Here is an 18,310-nt window from a genome sequence, read left to right on the forward strand (position 1 = left end):
AAAGCCGCCAGGAGAAGAAGGGAATCATGAAACTCACACACGTAGTGTTTGCATCCGCTCTCGTCCTCGCGCCCTTCGCTGTCTATGCGCAGACTGCTGCCCCGACCCCGACACCCGGCAAGCACGACTGGAACATCCACCAGCGCAAGGAGAAGCAGCAGGACCGCATCGCGAATGGTGTGAAGAGCGGCCAACTGACAGCAGGGGAGACCAAGCACCTGGAGAAGCAGGAGGTCGCAATCAATCACGAGGAGCATGCGATGCGCGCTCAGGACAACGGTCACCTGACGAGGCAGGACCGCAAGACGATCCACCACCAGCAGAACCAGGAATCGCGCCGTATCTATCGTGACAAGCACAACACCCGCGTACAGAAGTAAAGAAGAGGACCCGCAAGGCCGGCCTCCGCTTCACTGTAAGGCCGGCCTTGCGCTGCGAAGGAGCCGCCGTCGCGGTGGGTGACGGAACTGATATTCCGCTTAGAAAAGCCTGTAAGTGCAAGCAGCGATTGAGCCCTGCACAAACGGCGGTACCCTCCGCAGTCCCGGATTGGTATGCATCGTGGCGCCCTGGAGTGCCGTTTCGGGAGGGTGAATGCCAGTCGGCAATGACGAAAGGGGGTAGGTAACCCGCAGGTTGACTTTGCGGGAACCACCTTTGTGTCATAGGCGCGTTCAATTTTGCTCCCTTACAATCCGTACTAGATTCCATAAGCAAGGAAGACTAGACAGGCCGCTCCGATGGCAAGTAACGGATTTCATTCGCGTTCTTCGCGCTCGCATGGCATGCGATCGCTCTTCAGCGTGTTCTCGTCGGATCTGGCCATCGATCTGGGCACGGCCAACACTTTGGTGTATGCCCGAGGTAAGGGGGTCGTTGTCAACGAACCCTCCATCGTGGCTATTAACAAGAACACCGGCGAAATCGAGGCGGTCGGGATCGAGGCCAAGGAGATGCTTGGCCGCACCCCCGGCAACATCGTCGCTATCAAGCCGATGAAGGATGGCGTGATCGCCGACTTCAAAGTCACCGAGAAGATGCTTAACTACTTCATCCGAAAGGCGCACAACCGCAAGATGCTGGTGCATCCGCGGATCGTGATTGGTGTGCCGTCGGAGATCACGCAGGTCGAGAAGCGCGCGGTCGAAGATTCGGCCTACCGCGCCAAGGCCAGCGAAGTGTTCCTTGTGGAGCAGGCGATGGTGGCCGCGATCGGCGCCGGGCTGCCCATTACGGAGCCGAGCGGCAACATGGTCGTCGATATCGGGGGCGGCACGACCGATATCGCCGTGATTTCGCTCTCCGGCATTGTGTACTCGCGGTCGGTCCGCATGGCCGGCAATCAGATGGATGAGGCAGTGATGAACTACCTCAAGCGCAAGTACAACCTGCTCATCGGCGAGCGCACGGCAGAGCAGATCAAGATGGAGATCGGCTCGGCGTATCCCCTGGACAAGCCATTGCAGATGGAGATCAAGGGCCGCAATCTGATCGAAGGCGTGCCGAAGACGATCACGATCGACGATTCGGAGATCCGCGAAGCGCTGGGCGAGTGCATCGCCGTGATTCTGAATGCGATCCGCGTGGCACTCGAACGCACCCCGCCGGAGCTTTCGGCAGACATCAGCGACCGCGGCATTGTGCTCACTGGTGGTGGCGCTTTGATCAAGAACCTGGACAAGCGCATCCGCGAGGAGACCGGCCTGCCCGTCTCGATCGCTGACGATCCGCTCAAGTCCGTCGTGCTGGGGACCGGAAAGATGCTGTCGGACTTCCGGCTGCTGCGCAAGATCAAGATCGAGTAATCGGGGTCGGGATGCGCTGCCACGTTGGATCGGGGCCTCTGCCTATGTCGGTGATGTGTAACTGCTGGATGTGACGGACCATGGACACCTTCTTCGAGCGCTACAAGAACATCATGGTTCTCTCGGCGGTGCTGATCCTGCAGTTCCTGGGTCTCGCCGTGCAGGTGCGGACGCCGGCCGCGAAGACCGGCGATGGCAAAGGCGTGCGCCTGCTGCGGTACTGGGTAGTGGCGATGATGTCTCCGCCGGAGAAGGTCATGTCGCACACCGGCTCGGGAGTGCGCGGCTTCTGGGGCAGCTATGTCGATCTGCGGCACGCGCGTGAAGAGAACGACGCGCTGCGTGGCCAGGTAGAGCAGTTGCGGCTGGAGCAGGCTGCGCTGCTTGAAGATGCGCGCCAGGGCAAGCGGCTGCAGTCATTGCTCTCGTTTCGCGAGAAGTACATCGCGAAGACCGTGCCTGCGCAGGTGATCGGCACCGCCGGCAGCGACCAGTCTCGCATTCTCTACATCGATAAGGGCTCGAAGGACGGCCTGAAGCAGGATCAGCCGGTGATCACGCCGGACGGCATCGTGGGCAAGGTGAAGGACGTCTTCCCGCACACCGCCCAGGTGCTTGAGATCAACGATCAGACCAGTGGGGCGGGCGTGCTGCTGGAGCAGACGCGGCTCCGCGGCGTGCTGCGCGGCAATGCGTACGGACAGCCGCAGATCATCGATGTGCTGCCGGATGAACGCATCAAGGCGGGCGAGCGCGTCTTGACCAGCGGCGGCGACCAGATCTTTCCTCGCGGTCTTTCGGTCGGCACCGTGAAAGAGGTCGTGAACGACCCCGAGCACGAGCCGTATGTGAGCGTCGTTATTAGACCGGCCGCGAACCTGCAGCACCTCGAAGAGGTTCTGGTGGTGACCGAGACCAGTGACCAGATACCTGCGCCTGCGCAGCGCGACATCGCGAAGAGCGAAGCCGCTGGCGCCGAAGCCGCAGAGATGCAGCGCGCCTCCGACGTGCTCGCAGAGAAGCTGCCCGGTTTGACGGATCCGAGTGCTCCCAAGGCCGACGGAAAGAAAGCCGATGTCATTGACCTGCCGCCGCTGAAGCCGCTGGCTGCAGCCCATGTGGACCGCTTCTCGCCGGGTGAGGTTCCCGCGGCCACGCAGTTGACGCCCGGCAAGGCTGTCTATGTGGCGCCGCCGGACAATGCACAGGTCGTGCGTCCGAAGCCGCGCCGCCCTGCCGCAGCGATCGACGGGGCGGAAACGCCGGCCAGCACGACGCCGAAGCCTGTGCCCCACGCACAGCAGGAGAGCTTCATCATTCCCGGCACGGCGACCGGTCCGGATAAGCCGCTGATGGGACCGGAGAAGGCCGCTGCTGAAAAGGCTGCTGCAGACAAGACCGCTGCCGAAAAGACCAGGGCAGCCATCACGCCAACGCGGGCGAGCGGGGAGCAACACCAGTAATGGCGACGTTGATGGCAAGTTCTCGGCGGGACCTGGAAATCCAGGAGTTCCCGTGGCCCATTCTGTTCGCAGCACCGCTGCTCGCCGTGTTTCTGCAGGCGTATCTGCCGCTGCGCTACCCACGGCTGGATGTCTTTGACCTGCCGTTGCTGGTCGTGATTTACTTCGCGGTCTCGCGGCGCAGCCCCATCGGCGGCACTATCAGTGGCGCCATCGTCGGTCTGTTGCAGGACGGCGTGACGCACCGGCCGATCGGCATCCACGGAATCGCGAACACGATCGTCGGCTTCCTTGCTGCCTCGATCGGCGTGAAGATCGACGTCGATAACCCGCTGACACGGGCGATCATGATCTTCCTCTTCACCCTGCTCGATCGCTTTCTGTACCTGGTGATCGTGCGCCACCTGATCGCCGAGCCGCTGCTGTGGAGCTGGATGCACCAGGTGCTCCGTGCGGCAATCAACGTGGTGCTCGGCGTTGTCCTGTTCGCAGTGCTCGATCGCACACGGTTGCGGGACTGAGCGGGAGGCCCACATGCCAGGCATGCATGAGGAGAAGGTCCCCGCGATCAAGCTGGCGGTGATTCAGTACGCCATCGTCGCCGTACTTGCGGTCCTGATTACCGGACTGTGGCGGTTGCAGATCTTGGGCGCCACCAATTATCGCGAGCTTGCGGAGGCGAATCGCATCCGGAAGGTGCCGATTTTGGCGCCGCGCGGACGCTTGTTCGACCGCGAAGGCCGTCTGCTGGTCGACAATTATCCGTCTGTGTCCTGCTTTCTGGTGCCGGATCAGGCGCAGTCACTCGAAGCCGACCTGCCCCGTATCGCGCGGGGCCTCGACATGCCTGTCGATCAGATCCGTGCAGTGCTGGCCAAGTACCGTGGCAGCCCGAAATACCAGCCCATCCCGCTCAAAAGCGACATCACGCCGGACGAAAAGGAGTTCATCGAAGCGCATCGCGATGAACTGCCGGAGCTCGAGACCATTGACGAGCAGCGCCGCCTGTATCCGCGCAACGGTTTCGCCGCGGCCCTGATTGGTTACACCGGCGAGGTCAGCGAGGACATGCTGAACCAGTCGCGCTATGCCTACTACGAGCCGGGCGATGTTGTCGGGCGGTCAGGTGTGGAGGAGACTTACGACGCGCTGCTGCGTGGCACTGATGGATCGCGTGACGTGCTGGTCGACAGCCACGGCCGCGAGGTTGGGCGACTGGGGTATGAGCGCGCCATCCCAGGCACAGACCTGAAGCTGAGCATCGATCTCGACATCCAGCGTGCGGCGGAGCTCGCACTGGGCGATCGCAACGGCGCCATGGTGGCGATGGATCCACATACGGGCGAGGTGCTGGCGCTGGTCAGCCATCCTGTGTTCAACCCGAACGACTTCGCGGTTCGCATTCAGCGAGATACGTGGGCGCGGCTGATCACCGATCCGAACCATCCGCTGATGAACAAGGCGATTCAGGATCAGCTTGCACCCGGCTCGACGTTCAAGCTGGTGATGTCAGTGGCCGGGCTGCAGGAGCACGTTGCGCAGGATCTCCGAGTGAACTGCACCGGGGGAGCGAACTTCTATGGACGCTTCTTCGCCTGCGACGCGCGGCACGGCGCGGTGAGCATCGACAATGCCATACCCGTGTCCTGCGATACCTACTACTACACGCTCGCGCAGCGGCTGGGCATTGAGCCGATCGCGAAATGGGCGCACGCGCTCGGGCTGGGACAGAAGACAGGGATCGACCTGCCGAACGAAGCGTCGGGCGTAGTGCCCTCGGAGCAGTGGAAACTGAAGAACTACCACGAGAAGTGGTACGCGGGTGAGGTGATCTCGGTCGGCATCGGCCAGGGCGCCACCGCGGTCACGCCGGTACAACTGGCGCGGACGGTGGGGGGCATTGCCTCGGGCGGCTACCTGCGGCGGCCGCACGTCATGCTGCAGGATCAGCTCACGCCCAACTTCCGCCAGGCCATTGTTGATTCCTATCCGGGCGCAGGTGATTCGTACGTGCCCATCTCGACAGAGACGTGGGAGCGCATCACGGATGGCATGGCCGCCGTGACCTCCGCCAGTGGCACTGCGCACGCAGCGCACCTGGAAGGTGTCGACTTCGCAGGCAAGACCGGCACGGCGCAGGTGGTCAACCACAGTTTCGGCGCCAAGTCCGTATCGAAGGACGTGAGCACGCGAAGCAATGCCTGGTTCGTCGGTGTGGCTCCCCGTCGCAATCCAGACATCGTGGTCGCGGTGCTGTGGGAGCACGGCGGCTGGGGCGCAGGCTCGTCCGTACTGGCGGCGCAGGTGATCCAGGCCTACGTGAACAAGCACCGCCGGCTGGAGCACAACATCGTCGAAGCCGCACCGGGAGAGGCTCAGCCTGCGTCGCAGCCGAAGTCTCCGGCGCAGCCCGCGTCGACGACTCCTGCCAAGCCTGCTGGCCGGCCGACCGAGGTTGGAGCGATCTGGTCGGATCCCTCAGCTCCAGACGCAATGGGTGGCCGGCCGTTGCGCACCTCGGCAAAGGGTAAGCCTGGCGCTCCGGGCAGTGAGCGCGGCGGTCACTTCTACATCGATGCGGCAGGGCGACCGATGACCAAACCGGCCGCGGGAGGAACTCGATAGCATGCAGCGTTTTCTGCGCTTTCGCGACTTCGACTGGGTGCTGATGGGGCTCGTGTTCCTGATGTCGGCGCTCAGTGTGCTCGAGATCTACTCGGCAACCATCAACACCAAGTTTCACGGCTTCGAGAGCAAACAGGTGCTCTGGCTGGTGGGCGGCTCGGCAGCCATGCTGCTGCTGTCCTTCATCGATTACCACGTGCTGCTCGATGTCATTCACTGGATCTACCTGTTCTGCGTGGTGTCGCTGGTAGCGGTGCTCGCGGTGGGCCAGAAGGTGCTAGGTGCGCGGCGCTGGATCCGCATGGGCGGGATCCACTTTCAGCCGTCTGAGTGGGTGAAGCTGATCCTCATCGTGGCGGTGGCGCGCTACTTCACCAGCATGGCGGGTCGGGATCTTGACTGGAAGGACATCGGCAAGGCCTTCCTGCTGGTGGGGCTTCCCATGGCGCTGGTTCTGAAGCAGCCGGACCTCGGCACTGCGCTTACTTATCTGCCGGTGCTGCTGGTCGGGCTCTTCCTGGGCGGCATTAGCTGGAAGAAGGCGCTGATCATTGTGTGTGCCGGCCTGATGCTGATCGTGCCTGTGTGGAAGGCCGGTCTAAAGCCCTATCAGAAGGCGCGCCTGACCAGCTTCCTATCGCCGGAAGATGACCCCCGCGGGTCGGGCTACCAGATTCGTCAGTCGCTGATCGCGGTAGGCGACGGCGGCGTCTGGGGCCGAGGGGTGGCCAAGGGCACCCAGACCCAGGGCGACTTCCTGCCGATCCCCTATACGGACTTCATCTTTGCCGCCTGGAGCGAGGAGCACGGCTTCGTCGGTGCGGTGGTGGTCCTGCTGCTATACTTCTTCATACTGATGCGTTTGATTCAGAACGCTCAGACGGCCGCAGACCTCTCCGGCACCTTGCTGATCATGGGCATTGTTGCAGTGCTCATCTTTCAGATCGCGGTCAACGTGGGAATGGTCGTGGGGTTGATGCCTGTAACCGGAATTCCGCTACCGCTGATGAGCTATGGCGGGTCTTCGGTGCTGTTCACGTTCCTTGCACTCGGCATTGTTATGAATGTCCGGATGAACAGGTTTGTGAACTAAGGAACGCAAGAGACTGTGTGCCGGCAGAGGTCCGGCTCCGATCTCTGGAAGTTTATAACTTGCAATGGAACCGGCCTGGCGGATCACCGGGGCCGGGCAGGATCAGGAATGGACGCGCAGAGACGGGGAACGACCCCGCCCCAACTTCGGGTACGAGCGGTCACAGACTCTCAGCGCGTGGAAAGCCCCAGCTACAACGATTTTTACAGTGAGCAACGCCGCACACCTGTGCGCGGTGCGCTCCCCTGCGGAATCACACCGGCTCTCCTACATCTGCACTCGTCCTGCCCAGCATCTCGGTCCGGTACCCCGGGGACAGGATGCATCCTGTTCTGATCTGCCTCGTCCGCTGCCCGGGCGCTCGAACGCTCCGGGCAAGAAAGAGGCAGTATGGCAAAAGAGATTTGTATCTCGAGCACGCCGCATGAGACGCGGCTGGCGATCGTCGAAGACGATCAACTGACCGAGATCTACTACGAACGCGAGAATGAGTACACGCTCGCAGGCTCCATTTACAAAGGCAAAGTCACGCGCGTGCTTCCTGGCATGCAGTCGGCATTCGTTGACCTTGGCCTGGAGCGCGACGCCTTCCTTTACGTCACCGATTTCCTCGAAGAGCAGGAAAACCCGGAGGAGTATGAGGCCGTCAAGGCCACCAGTGGCGGCGGTGGCCGGGAGCGCAATGAGGGTGGTGGCCGTGGCCGTCGAGGCGGCGAACGGGGCGGCGAGAGAGCCGGAGAACGAGGCGGCGACCGTCAACGGGAGCGCGGTGGCGAGCGGAGCCCCGAGCCGGCAGCCGCAAGCCCGTCTGACTCCTATGCTGCTGGTCATCTGAGCATCGAGCCTGAAGGCAGCGCACTGGGCGAGGCCACGGGCCGGCCAGCAGGCGAGGCACAGGAAGGCGAAGAGTTTGAGGAAGGCACGCGCCGCTGGCGCGGTCGCCGCGGACGCCGCCGGGGACTCCGCGGCGTACGGGACGGTGAGCCGGTCAGCAACGAGGCCGCTGCCGAAGGCAGCGAGACGCAGCGCTCCGGGCGAGTCCACATCGACGCCGAAGCTGCACAGCCCAGTGCCGCGGCCGAGCCGCGGCGCGAGCGCAGCCCACGCAACGAACCGCGCGGCGAGAGCCGGAACGAAGGTCGAGGTGACGGGCGCCGCGATCGCGAGTCCTCACCCCGCACCCCAACCATCACGCTTCCCGGCGAGGCATTGCAGAAGTATGGGCAGCAGCCCGCTGAGGCGCCCGCGGCTTCGGCTGCAAGCCAGCCGGCCGCTCGGCCCCGCACGGCGCAGGTCACCGTGCGCCCCTCCACTCTGGTCGAGCATTCGATCGAGTGGGACGGCGTCAGCGTCGCCCTGCCCGGCGAGACACTCTCCCGTCATCGCGAGCCAAGGTCGAGCACTCCTGCGGATGCACACACCGCGCCTGAGCCGGTATTTGCAGAGCCGATCGGCGAACTGCATGGGGTGATGAGCGAGACGGAACCGATCGATTCGATCTTTCCTCCGCCAACCCATACGGCCGCACCAGTTGCAGACGAAGCCGAGCCCGGCGCATCTGTTCTTGGCGAAGCCGAGCCGCTGGCACCGCTCGTGCTCGAAGAGCAGGAAGAGACGACCGAGTACAACCCGAACAACGCATCGGCGTCGCACCGCGTCGACCCATCCTCGCCGAGCGAGTTCCGCTTGTCTTCACTGTTCGGGCGCGATCCGGAGCCGGATGATAAGGCTTCTGACACGGGCCTTGAGCCGGACGGGAAGTCGCCGGACGCAGCGGAACACGCTGACCACGACTCTGCTCACCAGGCTGCCCATCAGGACACGCCGCATCACGACGCTGCCCATCACGATTCCGTGTACGAGCCGGCACACGCAAGCGAGCTCGATGCGGCGAACGGCACGTCTCTCGATGCTACCGCGCATGATTCGCATGGCGGTGCTCCTTCCCCGGAGGCGCGTGCGCTTGAGCATCTGCATGCGTTCACCCCTGGTGATGGCCAAGTCGAGGAAGAGGTCATCGACGAAGAGGAGTACGACTTCGCACCGCTTCCCGAGCACGCGATGGCGCACGATGAAGACCAGGACTCCAGCGATCTACTGGAAGAAGAGACGCAGACCTCAAACGGCGGAGACTTCGGAGAAGCCATTCGCGATGCGCAGATCGATCGCGAGATCACTTCGAGCGAGGATGACGACTTCGAAGAGGGCGACGAGGAAGAAGACGCAGTGGAAGAGCCGGCCACCGTGGCCGTTGCCGGAGAGGAAGAAGCTCCGGCGCGACGCGGCGGGCGCAATGATCGCCAGAAGGGACGCGAGCGGCGCGGCCGCGGTCGCAATGGACGGCGACAGTCTGCGCAGACCAGCGACCTGCCGATCATCTCCGAGCTGCTGAAGCAGGGCCAGGAGATCCTGGTGCAGATTGCGAAGGAGCCGATTGCAAAGAAAGGCGCGCGCATCACCAGTCACATCGCGCTGCCCGGCCGGTTCCTGGTCTTCATGCCAACGGTGAACCACGTCGGCGTGTCGCGCAAGATTTCGTCCGATGAGGAGCGCCAGCGGTTGAAGCGCATCCTGATCAGCGAGAAGGGCGAGGCGACGGGCGGCTTCATCGTGCGCACGGCTGCCGAGAACGCAAGCGAAGATGAACTGCGTGCCGATCTGCGCTTCCTGATCAGCCTGTGGACAGAGATCAAGCAGCGGTCAGAGAGCGCGAAAGCGCCGGCGCTGATCTATCACGATCTCAACCTGATCGAACGCATCCTGCGTGATCAGGTCTCCGATAACTTCTCGACCATCTGGGTTGACTCCGAGGCAGAGTACGAGCGCATCGTGCGCTTCCTCAACCGTTTCCAGCCTTCGCTGGTTCGGCGTGTGAAGCTCTACACGAAGGAAACGCCGTTATTCGAGCACTTCGGGATCCAGGATGAGATATCCAAGGCACTGAAGTCCAAGGTGTGGCTCAAGTCGGGTGGATCGATCGTGATCAACCAGACAGAGGCCCTGGTCGCGATCGATATCAACACGGGCAAGTACGTCGGCAAGACCGCGCGCCTCGAAGACACCATCCTGAAGACGAACCTCGATGCAATTCCGGAGATTGTGCGGCAGATCCGGTTGCGCGATCTCGGCGGGATCATCGTCATCGATTTCATCGACATGGATGAGCGCAAGAATCGCCACAAGGTAATGCAGGCGCTCGAAGAGGAGCTGAAGCAGGATCGCGCTCCATCGAAGGTGCTGCAGTTTAACGATTTCGGGTTGGTGGCGATCACGCGCAAGCGTGTGAAGCAGTCACTCGAGCGCACCTTGAGCGTGCAGTGCAACATCTGTGCGGGCACCGGCATGGTCAAGGGTCCGATCACGGTAGCGAACGAGATCTACACGGAGATGCGCAAGATGCAGAAGCATTTCGAGCGGCATGATGTCATGCTGCGCGTGCATCCTGAGGTAGTAAAGACGCTGAAGGGCAACAATGCACGCTGGCTGAACGAACTTGAAGAGATGACAGGCCGGACCGTCATCGTGAAAAGCGACCCTGCGCTTCATCCAGAGCAGTTCGACATCCACTAGAAGCTCGATGCAAGCAATCGAGCATTGGAGGCACGCGAAGGGCCGGCTACATCGCCGGCCCTCTGCTTTGGGCGGCTCCCCCGGGAGTTTTACCGGGTGGTCACAAATCAGCGACGACCAGAGAAACTTTTGCGCAGGGCTGCGTGTCCTAGCAAGTAGGGTTAGTGGACGTGTGTGTACCGCCGACCCGTACTCTTTCTCTGAGGCTTGTCATGTCCAGTGTTGGTTCTTCTGCCTGTTCTTGCGCCCGCAGGCGCTCTTTCGCCCTGCTGGCCTGTGCGTTTGCAGCCTTCGGTACCGTCGCTCACGCGCAGAGTGCTGCGCTGACCTCCTATTCGAGCTCTGCAGAGACGCTCAACCTGGTCAGCGACGGTCAGAATAGCGGCGGGTATGGCAATGGTGGCTACCGCCAGAATCCGCAGTACGGCCAGTCGCGCTTGCAACATCTGGCCATCGAGGCCGGCGCTGGCTTTGATGCGCCCATCGGAAACACGAAAAACTCGCAGACGTTCGGTTACAACGTCAAGCTTGGCGGCGGCTGGAATTTCAGCAAGCAGGTGGGTCTGCTGCTCGAGTACGAGTTCAACCGGACGGGCATTCCCAACTCTGTGCTGGCCGCGAACCAGGCGCCCGACGGCACGATTCCGAATGGCAACGTGCACATGTGGGGCATCACGCTCGACCCGATCTTCTATTTCAAGAACAGCGGGTCGTGGGGCGGATACGTAACTGGCGGTGGTGGATTCTATCGCAAGCTGACCTCGTTCACGGAGCCGATTTACGAGGGCACGATCTGCGACTATTACTACGGCTGCTACCCCGCGTACGGGAGCCAGACGATCAGCCACTTCTCGAGCAACCAGGGTGGTTTGAATATCGGCGCTGGCTTTACGCACCGACTGGGCGAGGGGAATGCGAAGCTGTACGGCGAGGCGCGCTACCTCTGGATCAACTCTCCGCGGTCGAGCGGCAACACCGTCGGAACGGGTACCGTGAGCATGATCCCGGTCACGTTCGGGATTCGTTTCTAACCGGCGTCTACCCTAGACGCGCGAGCACGGTGAGGATGCCGGCGCCGAGGGTAGCCACCGCGGGCAGGACGGCCAGCGCAAGGCTGTATGCGGCCGGCGTACTCGCGGTCTTCTCCGAATCCGGGGCATCCTCCGCAGGCGCGTGCAGTTCGCTCACTGCGAGGAATGAGAGAAGCAGCACGATCAGCGCAAGGATGAGTGAGTGGACGAGCGGACTGACAGGCGCGAGCCGGGCCACGACCGTGCCGCCAATGCCGCTATAGAGGCAGCTTGCCGCCAGATTGAAGATGCGCGCATCCCGCGAGGGCGGCATGCGCGTCCAGCTGGGAATGAGCCATCGTGTGAGCAGCGTCGTGACGGCAGTCAGTCCGGCGATCATGGCGAAGCCCGCTGCGACCGCGATCAGCGAACGTATCAGCATGCGTCAACGTGCAGTCGCTTTGCCATGCTGCATCAACGCTTCCACCTCTTCGGGAGTGTGCGGCAGCCCGGCGATGTAGTCCTGCAGCTTGCCGTTCTGGTCGACGTAGTACGTATCTTCGATGCGCACGCCGATCTTTTCCTCGGGTATGTAGATGCCCGGTTCGATCGTAAAGACCGTTCCCCGATCGAGCACGGCACTGCGATCGAAGGGATCGTGCACGTCTATGCCAACAGGGTGACTGAGCCCGTGGATGAAGTACTTATCCAGAGGCTGTCCATGGAGATCCTTGCCATGTGTACGGATGTACTGTCGCGCGACGCCGTCCAGTGAGTTCTCCGGGTGCTCCGTATCGTAGAGCTTCGATTTGCCAACCGCGAACGCCTCTGCGGCCGCGCGCTGTGCGCCGAGGACGATGTTGTAAATCTCGCGCTGCCTGTCCGTGAAATGGCCATTCACGGGCATTGTGCGTGTCACGTCTGAGGCGTACATCGAGTACTCGCCAGCCGCATCCATCACCACCACATCGCCGCTCTCCATGATCGCGTCATCTGCGGAGTAGTGCAGTACAGTCGAATTTCTGCCGCTGCCGACAATGGATGGATAGGACGGGCGTTCGCAACCGTTTGCGAGCAGTGTGCCGGTGATCACCCCCGAGACAGCGCGCTCATTCACGCCGGGGTGAATGGCCTGGATAGCTGCGATTTGCGCCTTCACCGAAGCGTCGGCAGCCTTGCGCAGCAGCTCAATCTCTCCTGCATCTTTGATCCAGCGGAGCTTCTTGGTGAGCTCGCGCACGTCCTTCGCGGCCGGCACCTGATCGGTTCCGAAGCTGCTCGCGACGAAGGCGAGTGCGGACTTCGCCGAATCGCTATCGAGCTGGGTCCAGACGTCTGTACTCATCATCTCGTGCATGAGCAATGGCAGCTCGCGCACCTGACGTACCTCGCGAACGCCGGTCTTCGCGACAGCATCCGGAGAGGCAGCATCGAGCTTGGGACCGGTGTAGAGCTCCTGGCGCAGGTTGCGCTCCGGCAGTAGAAGGATCTCGCGGTAAGCGTGTGCGGGCCTGCTGCCGCGGGCTGGCGCTGCATCCGCGATCAGGAGCGCCGCGCCGGGCTCATTCCAACCGGTGAGGTAGTAGAAGTCCTCATCCTGGCGATAGTCCTGGTACTCCATCGCCGGCTCATAGTTGCCGAAGAGGATGGCGACGCCGCCGTGGAGTTCATACGCGAGGGCAGCTCGGCGGCCCTGATAGACGCTTTCAGGCTGGCGTTCGAGTGCGGAAAGCGAGGGTGCGGCAATTGTAAGTAACAGGGCGAGAGCTGCAGAGAGGGCGGCGCGCATGCGCCCCAGTGTAGAGCATGGCAGACTGGCAGCCGCGCGCCACCACAGCCAGTCTGCCGAGGATCAAGATCAGGCTCGTCGTCCGCTGATTAGCCGCAGGATCCAGGTGAGCAGCACTGCACCGATGACCGCCACAACGATGGTGTAGATCAAGCCACCGCTGCCCGTGTGTCCGAGTGCCTGCATAATGAAGCCGCCGACTACTGCGCCGATGATGCCGACGATGATGTCGCCGAGCGCGCCGTAGCCGCTGCCGCGCATTAACTTACCGGTGAGAAAACCGGCGATCAGTCCTACGAGAATCCACCAGATGAATCCGTGTGCCATAACTCCCCCAACCTTTCGCTCGTAAATCAGGCGGCCGGGAGGCAATGAATTGCCTTGGCCCTGCCTGTGAGTACGTCCGATCAGATGGGTCGACGAGCGGGCCGCGTTGTCTCAGATCCCGACAGGGAAGGGCTTCGGCGAAGACTCATCCAGATTCGCCCCAGTTCGCCAGCGATCGAACCGGCCTTGCAACAGCGAAAGCAACCCGGTGTACCAGTAGCCGACGACAAAGAGTAACAGGAAGGGGATCGTGAAGTAGTTCTCGTTGCTGATCGCGTACGCGATGGTCAATGCGAAATAGCAGCCGATGAGCAACTCGATCCAGGGCACGATACCGAGGCGCTTGCGGTACTTCGCGGCTTGCGAGCGTTCACCCTTCTTCTCCACACGATATTTCGGCGTGCGCTTGAATGAGCTCTGGATGCCGAACAGAGCCTCAAGCACTGCCCGCGTGTTGGTGACAGTCAGGCCGATGCCGAGCGCCATGAGGAACGGCAGATAAATCAGGGTCTTCGGCCAGCTACGAGGAAAAAGCTCTTTCTGCGAGACGAGATAGAAGGAAGAGATGGAAAATGTCGATGCCATAAATAGCGGAACGTCGATCAGCAGCATCTGGAACCAACCCTGATAGAAGCGAATGACCATTGCCGGCATTAGCAACAGCGAGAGGATCACCATCAACGGATAGCTGATGTTCGCCGTCAGGTGATAGATGGCCTCGATTTTTGTGTGGAGTGGAGCGTCTGTTTTGAGGATGCGGGGCAGGATTTTCTTTGAGGTCTGGATGAGTCCCTTGGCCCAGCGGGCCTGCTGCGTCTTGAACGCTGTCATCTCGATCGGCACTTCGGCGGGACAGACGACATCCTGCAAATAGCGGAACTGCCAACCCTTCATCTGTGCGCGATAACTCAGGTCCGTGTCTTCCGTGAGTGTGTCGTGCTGCCATCCGCCTGCCTCGTCGATGGCGGAGCGCCGCCACATGCCAGCAGTGCCGTTGAAGTTGAAGTACACGCCAGCGCGCGAACGGCCGCCGTGCTCGAGCACGAAGTGACCGTCCAGCAGAATCGCTTCGACCTGCGTGAGGAAGCTGTAGTCACGATTGAGATGGGTCCACCGCGTCTGCACCATGCCGATATGCGGCTCAGCGAAGTGATGCACCACCTGCTGCAGCCACTCGGGTGGGGGCACGAAGTCGGCATCGAAGATGGCGACCAGATCGCCCTTTGCCCGCATCAGGCCGGCGTCGAGCGCGCCTGCCTTGTAGCCGTATCGGTCTGTGCGATGCAGATACACGATGTCGTGGCCCAGTGCGCGATAACGATCCACAAGCTCGCTGGCGACCTGTTGTGTCTCGTCGGTCGAGTCATCGAGCACCTGGATGTGCAGCCGGTCCGCCGGATAATCAAGCCGGCAACAGGCCTCGATCAGGCGGTCGATCACGTACTGCTCATTGAAGATTGGCAGTTGCACGGTGACTTGCGGCAGCTCGGCAAAGTGCTGCCGCGGCTCTCGAACAGCATTTTTGCGGTGCTTGTAATAGAGATAGACGAGCTGGTACCGATGCAGGCCATAAAACGCCAGCACGATCATGACTACGAAGTAGGGAATCAGGAGCGTCGTGTCGAACAGGTTCCAGCGGTAGAGATAGCGGAACGGATTGTTGACTGGATCATTGCTGTAATGCGTGCGGAGATAGTGGCTCAGGCCTCTTTGGGAGAGGAGCCAGAGTCCGATGTGGGCGGCAGCATACTCAAGGAGGTTGTGCATCCGGTCGTCGGAGCCACGCGGGCCCACGCCGATTGTACGTGGTTGCTGCGTCGCTAGTGCAGCAAACTCGCGCGGAAGAGGGGATCGCGCTCCACTGGCCGGTAGCCTGCGTCGCGAATGATGCGCCGCAGTTCAGATTCGCCGCCGTGGTGAGAAGGCTCCGCGCTACCCGCCTGCGTCCAGGGAACGCTGCCTGCATCGTCTGCGCCGAAGCGCAATGCCAACTCGAGTACCTTCGGTCCCTGCACGCTCCACGAGGCCTGCAGGTGGGGCACGTCATCGAGCAGAAATCGCGCGACGGCGAGCGTCTTCAGGTAGTCGGCGGCAGTCGCCTCGTCTTCGCGTCTCGCATCCGGGCCGCTGGGGTGGTCCACCTTCAACTCGAGGGCATCTACCGGATCGGCGGAGAGTGCGCGCAGCGCGAGCAGCCCGTCGACACGCTGCTCCAAAGGCTCCCCACTTTTTATGCTGATGGAGGCGCGGATCGTCAGATCGAGAGAGCGCGCGGACTCGAGTGCATGACCCAGTGCGGAGTCATGCCGCGCGTCGGCTGTATCGAACGAGAGCAGGACCGAGTGCACACCCGCGCGGCGGTATGCGGCAAGCTCGCTCACACGTTGGCTGTCGTGAGCCGCGATGGGCAGGTCGGAGAAGATGATCGCGGCACGAGACGCGTCGCCGGCCAGTGTATTTTCAAGCAGCGACAAGCTTAGTGTGTCGGCTTCTGCCACTGCCGACAGGCAGACATGCGTGCCGCCGTGCAGGGTAGCACTGCGGAGAGCGTTCTGCAGGCTCAGCCCGGAAGGTGCGGAGAGCACGTAGGTCACCGCGTCATCAGGGTGGAGCCGCTGTCGCACCCGATCGGCCTGCATCCCCAACTCCAACAGATCGCCATCCCGGAGAAGGCTCAGTGCTTCGTCACGCTTCATGCTTCATATCGTAACAACGTGGCTCGACGTAGAGGCGGGTGTGGCAGATCGTGCTTTGTCGATTCACGCCGGTGGGTTACGGTGGGACGAAAGAGGATTCGACATGAAGCTCCTTCATCTGCTGCGAAGTGCGATGCGCGTGGCCCGCGAGAGTGGCCTACCGTACCGAGGTTGGCTTGCCATCGCGCTGTGTGTGTCGGCCCCCGTCCTGAGGGCTGCAGATGCGAAGACGGGAACCGATGTACTCACTTTCATCAATGGCGATCACCTGACGGGCACGCTGGTGAGCGAGGGCGACGGTACTGTCGTCTTTCACAGCGATATGTCGGGTGACGTGAAGATCAGCCTGGACAAGGTTCAGTCGCTGCGCACGACCGGCAGCTTCGCTGTAATCCGCTCGGGAGAGGTGCTCAGAATCGGCAAGCCTGCGCCGCAGATTCCGATCGGTCCGCTCGCCGTCTCGCCAGACATGGTTAATGTCTCCAGCTCATCGGGTGAGAAAACCATTCCGATGAAAGAAGCGGCTTACTTCGTGCCGGCGGATCAGTTCTCGTCCGCCATCGCGCGTGAACCCGGTCTGCTGCACGGCTGGACGGGTCCGCTCACACTGGGCGCGACTCTGGTGGAAGCCACGCAGACGAGCGAGACGTTCACGGGAGCCATCGCGCTGGTCCGCACCGTTCCGACGGTGGACTGGCTGCGACTGCGCGACAAGACACTGTTCGATGCAAGCGCAGCCTACGGACTTACACGCGAGCCGTTCATCCCGGGCGTGCAGAGCGCGTCGAGTGCGAAGACCAGCATCCTGCACGGCGATCTGGAACGGGATCAGTACGTCACGTCGCGGTTGTACTACCTGTTTGACGCGAGCGCGGATCACAACATCGGCTCCGGCCTGCAACTGCAGCAGGATTACGGTGCCGGTGTGGGCGCAACGCTGGTTAAGACCAAGCAGCGTCTGTTTGACGTCAAGGGCGACATTCACTACGAGAAGCAAGATTTCTACGCATCGACTGCCTTTCCGCGCGGGCGCACACTCAACCTGGTTGGCGCGACGATCGCTGAGTCATTGCTGCAGAAGCTGCCACGGAGCCTCGTGTTCACGGAGAGCGGGCAGATTCAGCCAGCGTTCAACACGCCCGCGAACAGTCCATCTGCGTACACCGCACAGGTGCTGGCAGCGCTCCTGTTTCCCGTCTACAAGAACCTGGGGTTCTCGCTCGGAACGCAGGACAACTTCATCAACAATCCACCGGCGGGTTACAAGAAAAACACGTTCCAGTTCACCGCCGGTGTGACGTATTCGCTGAAGTGAGCCGTGGCTTACGGAGCGGGCGTGGCGCCCGGCTTGACAGTCTGGATCACCTCGGCGGGCAGCGGCTTGTCTGCAGAGGCCATCAGGATCGAGACCTGCCACATCTGCGTATCGTTGAGCAGCGTCTGATAGGCAGGCATGCCGCTCAGGCGAATGCCGTTCTTCACCTTCCAATAAGTTTCGCCGACGGGATCATCGCTGACGCCGACGACGCCGCGGCCGTGTGGCGCCCAGAGTTGCGGCGCACGCGGGAAGATCTGCTTGGCAAACGGCGACGCCTGGCCGTAGTAGCCATGGCAGCCGGAGCAGTTGTCGCGATAGATTTGGGCGCCGATCAGCAGATTGGTGGGGCTGGGCTCAATCGGTGCGGTCTTCGGCGCTTCGCGCTGGATGCGTGCATCGAGGGCGTGGTGCGCAATCGAGCGCTCCAACGGGAACGGCTCGTCGGTCACAGCGACCGGGACTGGCCCGTAGTTCAGATACGCATAGATAGCCACCGGCGCAAGCACCACACCGATGATCAGCCCAAGAAGAAAGCGCATGCAGATCCTCCCAAAGACAGTTGAAAGCAATTCGCTAAAACAGATGCCAGGAGCAGCGCCGGAGAGGGGTCCGAA

Annotated in this window: 15 protein-coding genes; 9 read left to right on the forward strand and 6 right to left on the reverse strand. The window is 62.0% G+C overall.

Annotation, left to right across the window (positions count from 1 at the left end; translation table 11 throughout):
* Positions 1-26: 26 nt before the first annotated feature.
* From AC5IJH_RS08430 to AC5IJH_RS08465, 8 genes are all read left to right on the forward strand, one after another.
* Complete coding sequence (locus tag AC5IJH_RS08430) at positions 27-380, forward strand: hypothetical protein (protein WP_491902373.1); 354 nt, start codon at positions 27-29, stop codon at positions 378-380.
* Positions 381-740: 360 nt separating this feature from the next.
* The gene (locus AC5IJH_RS08435; RefSeq protein ID WP_491902374.1) at positions 741-1,805 is read left to right on the forward strand and encodes a rod shape-determining protein; all 1,065 of its coding nucleotides are present in this window, start codon (positions 741-743) and stop codon (positions 1,803-1,805) included.
* Positions 1,806-1,885: 80 nt separating this feature from the next.
* The gene (mreC, locus tag AC5IJH_RS08440) at positions 1,886-3,268 is read left to right on the forward strand and encodes a rod shape-determining protein MreC (RefSeq protein ID WP_491902375.1); all 1,383 of its coding nucleotides are present in this window, start codon (positions 1,886-1,888) and stop codon (positions 3,266-3,268) included.
* 11 nt (positions 3,269-3,279) lie between these two features.
* Positions 3,280-3,789, forward strand: coding sequence for a rod shape-determining protein MreD (gene mreD / locus AC5IJH_RS08445; protein WP_491902376.1), 510 nt, complete (start codon positions 3,280-3,282; stop codon positions 3,787-3,789).
* Positions 3,790-3,802: 13 nt separating this feature from the next.
* Positions 3,803-5,893: a penicillin-binding protein 2 gene (gene mrdA / locus AC5IJH_RS08450; RefSeq protein WP_491902377.1), complete on the forward strand. Its 2,091-nt coding sequence runs from the start codon at positions 3,803-3,805 to the stop codon at positions 5,891-5,893.
* A 1-nt stretch (position 5,894) separates the two neighbouring features.
* The gene (gene rodA / locus AC5IJH_RS08455; RefSeq protein WP_491902378.1) at positions 5,895-6,986 is read left to right on the forward strand and encodes a rod shape-determining protein RodA; all 1,092 of its coding nucleotides are present in this window, start codon (positions 5,895-5,897) and stop codon (positions 6,984-6,986) included.
* A 390-nt stretch (positions 6,987-7,376) separates the two neighbouring features.
* Positions 7,377-10,556, forward strand: a complete 3,180-nt coding sequence (locus AC5IJH_RS08460; protein ID WP_491902379.1) for an Rne/Rng family ribonuclease — start codon at positions 7,377-7,379, stop codon at positions 10,554-10,556.
* 212 nt (positions 10,557-10,768) lie between these two features.
* Complete coding sequence (locus tag AC5IJH_RS08465; protein ID WP_491902380.1) at positions 10,769-11,587, forward strand: hypothetical protein; 819 nt, start codon at positions 10,769-10,771, stop codon at positions 11,585-11,587.
* A 7-nt stretch (positions 11,588-11,594) separates the two neighbouring features.
* Here the strand turns inward: AC5IJH_RS08465 and AC5IJH_RS08470 are convergent, their stop codons facing one another.
* From AC5IJH_RS08470 to AC5IJH_RS08490, 5 genes are all read right to left on the reverse strand, one after another.
* Complete coding sequence (locus AC5IJH_RS08470; protein WP_491902381.1) at positions 11,595-12,008, reverse strand: hypothetical protein; 414 nt, start codon at positions 12,006-12,008, stop codon at positions 11,595-11,597.
* A gap of 3 nt (positions 12,009-12,011) precedes the next feature.
* Entirely contained in the window at positions 12,012-13,355 is a 1,344-nt protein-coding gene (locus AC5IJH_RS08475; RefSeq protein WP_491902382.1) for an aminopeptidase P N-terminal domain-containing protein, read from the reverse strand.
* A gap of 69 nt (positions 13,356-13,424) precedes the next feature.
* Complete coding sequence (locus AC5IJH_RS08480) at positions 13,425-13,682, reverse strand: GlsB/YeaQ/YmgE family stress response membrane protein (protein WP_491902383.1); 258 nt, start codon at positions 13,680-13,682, stop codon at positions 13,425-13,427.
* A 111-nt stretch (positions 13,683-13,793) separates the two neighbouring features.
* Complete coding sequence (locus tag AC5IJH_RS08485; protein ID WP_491902398.1) at positions 13,794-15,449, reverse strand: cellulose synthase family protein; 1,656 nt, start codon at positions 15,447-15,449, stop codon at positions 13,794-13,796.
* Positions 15,450-15,502: 53 nt separating this feature from the next.
* Complete coding sequence (locus AC5IJH_RS08490) at positions 15,503-16,378, reverse strand: hypothetical protein (protein WP_491902384.1); 876 nt, start codon at positions 16,376-16,378, stop codon at positions 15,503-15,505.
* Between the two features lie 103 nt (positions 16,379-16,481).
* On the opposite strand from AC5IJH_RS08490, the gene AC5IJH_RS08495 reads away from it, so the two are divergent.
* Positions 16,482-17,693, forward strand: coding sequence for a DUF481 domain-containing protein (locus tag AC5IJH_RS08495; protein WP_491902385.1), 1,212 nt, complete (start codon positions 16,482-16,484; stop codon positions 17,691-17,693).
* A gap of 8 nt (positions 17,694-17,701) precedes the next feature.
* On the opposite strand, the gene AC5IJH_RS08500 is transcribed toward AC5IJH_RS08495, so the two are convergent.
* A complete protein-coding gene (locus AC5IJH_RS08500) occupies positions 17,702-18,235 on the reverse strand; it encodes a c-type cytochrome (protein ID WP_491902386.1) in 534 nt (177 codons plus the stop codon).
* Between the last annotated feature and the right edge of the window lie 75 nt (positions 18,236-18,310).

Origin of the sequence: Candidatus Dedyshia acidiphila, from assembly GCF_051025295.1 — a bacterium.
Lineage (GTDB): Bacteria > Acidobacteriota > Terriglobia > Terriglobales > Acidobacteriaceae > KBS-83.

Coding starts and splice junctions, on each gene's coding strand:
- AC5IJH_RS08430 (WP_491902373.1), top strand. CDS start 27: ATGAAACTCACACACGTAGTGTTTGCATCCGCTCTCGTCCTCGCGCCC.
- AC5IJH_RS08435 (WP_491902374.1), top strand. CDS start 741: ATGGCAAGTAACGGATTTCATTCGCGTTCTTCGCGCTCGCATGGCATG.
- mreC (WP_491902375.1), top strand. CDS start 1,886: ATGGACACCTTCTTCGAGCGCTACAAGAACATCATGGTTCTCTCGGCG.
- mreD (WP_491902376.1), top strand. CDS start 3,280: ATGGCAAGTTCTCGGCGGGACCTGGAAATCCAGGAGTTCCCGTGGCCC.
- mrdA (WP_491902377.1), top strand. CDS start 3,803: ATGCCAGGCATGCATGAGGAGAAGGTCCCCGCGATCAAGCTGGCGGTG.
- rodA (WP_491902378.1), top strand. CDS start 5,895: ATGCAGCGTTTTCTGCGCTTTCGCGACTTCGACTGGGTGCTGATGGGG.
- AC5IJH_RS08460 (WP_491902379.1), top strand. CDS start 7,377: ATGGCAAAAGAGATTTGTATCTCGAGCACGCCGCATGAGACGCGGCTG.
- AC5IJH_RS08465 (WP_491902380.1), top strand. CDS start 10,769: ATGTCCAGTGTTGGTTCTTCTGCCTGTTCTTGCGCCCGCAGGCGCTCT.
- AC5IJH_RS08470 (WP_491902381.1), bottom strand. CDS start 12,008: ATGCTGATACGTTCGCTGATCGCGGTCGCAGCGGGCTTCGCCATGATC.
- AC5IJH_RS08475 (WP_491902382.1), bottom strand. CDS start 13,355: ATGCGCGCCGCCCTCTCTGCAGCTCTCGCCCTGTTACTTACAATTGCC.
- AC5IJH_RS08480 (WP_491902383.1), bottom strand. CDS start 13,682: ATGGCACACGGATTCATCTGGTGGATTCTCGTAGGACTGATCGCCGGT.
- AC5IJH_RS08485 (WP_491902398.1), bottom strand. CDS start 15,449: ATGCACAACCTCCTTGAGTATGCTGCCGCCCACATCGGACTCTGGCTC.
- AC5IJH_RS08490 (WP_491902384.1), bottom strand. CDS start 16,378: ATGAAGCGTGACGAAGCACTGAGCCTTCTCCGGGATGGCGATCTGTTG.
- AC5IJH_RS08495 (WP_491902385.1), top strand. CDS start 16,482: ATGAAGCTCCTTCATCTGCTGCGAAGTGCGATGCGCGTGGCCCGCGAG.
- AC5IJH_RS08500 (WP_491902386.1), bottom strand. CDS start 18,235: ATGCGCTTTCTTCTTGGGCTGATCATCGGTGTGGTGCTTGCGCCGGTG.